The sequence below is a fragment of the Sphingomonas sp. PP-CE-1A-559 genome (genome assembly GCF_004340965.1).
Lineage (GTDB): Bacteria > Pseudomonadota > Alphaproteobacteria > Sphingomonadales > Sphingomonadaceae > Sphingomonas.
Genome location: NZ_SLYA01000036.1, coordinates 1 through 1,048 on the forward strand (window position 1 = coordinate 1; position 1,048 = coordinate 1,048).

Consider the following 1,048-nt stretch of genomic DNA (forward strand, 5'->3'; position numbering starts at 1 on the left):
GCGTGATTAGGTGAGCGCCGGCGATACCAGTCGACTTATCTAGTTTTCCCGAAAGCATCCCTCGCGAGAATGCCGGCTCGGGCAAGAACGCCCAATTGTCGCCGTTAAACTAATCAAAGATCGACCCCATAAGCGGTCACCGCGCCTCGAGCATATCGTCCCCGACCGTTGGAACTGCCCCTTCAAGATACCGGTCGAGCGGCATTAGCATCGCATCCGAAATCGCTTGATTAATGAACTTGGGATCAGTGGTCACATAAAGGTCGAGCGGCATTTCGCCTTGGTCGATAATTAACCGACTACCATCTGCTCCAGTGAAAAGTAGGGCTTTGGCTACCAAGCAAGTGTGCTCCGCCCCAGCGGGAACTTGGCCGAAAAACCGATCCTTAGAGCTACTATACCATCCGTCTGGTAACGCCTCGATGGGGATGCTCCAGTCGCGTATCCATAGAACATCGACTCGCCACTCAAAAAATGGCCATTTTACCGCGCGACCTACGGCTTCCTGCTCGCTCTCCCGCAAAGTCGGATAAAGAGGTGCTTGGATCGCGAGAGTGAACACTTCGAATTTAAATACGATGTCGCGGCTATCGCTTGTAACCAGCAAGGGTGCTTGGTCACTGCGCCACAGCCACAACGCAGATATGCGCCCATGATCGACAGAGATTGTGTAGCCGGTCAGAGCGGACGCCAAGGACCGAAGGTCGGCCGCCTCAGCCTTGATTGTCTCGGGTTTGGCGTCGATCATGTCGGCATCGTATCGCGCCTGCCACGAAGCGCAACGTCCGCTATTCGCTTCTGACACACCAATAGCCGCCAGACCGCTTTCCTTCCCCAACTCGGACATTATCAAAATTCGATCCCTCGCGAGAATGGGGGATCGTACCAGAACGCCCATATCCGGACACCCGGGCATGCGATCCAAGCTCCCTATAAAAGCCACTCGTTCAGCACATCTTTCTCGGTTTGGAGTTGCCCAATATGCCCCAACCTGCTGCCCCAACTTTCACTGTCCCATGAAAGTCGTCGTGCAAACTAACTTAAATCA

Annotated in this window: 1 protein-coding gene; it reads right to left on the reverse strand. The window is 54.2% G+C overall.

The window, feature by feature from the left end; genetic code table 11:
- Window positions 1-136 precede the first annotated feature (136 nt).
- A complete protein-coding gene (locus C8J42_RS19950) occupies window positions 137-748 on the reverse strand; it encodes a hypothetical protein (protein ID WP_133021546.1) in 612 nt (203 codons plus the stop codon).
- Window positions 749-1,048 lie beyond the last annotated feature (300 nt).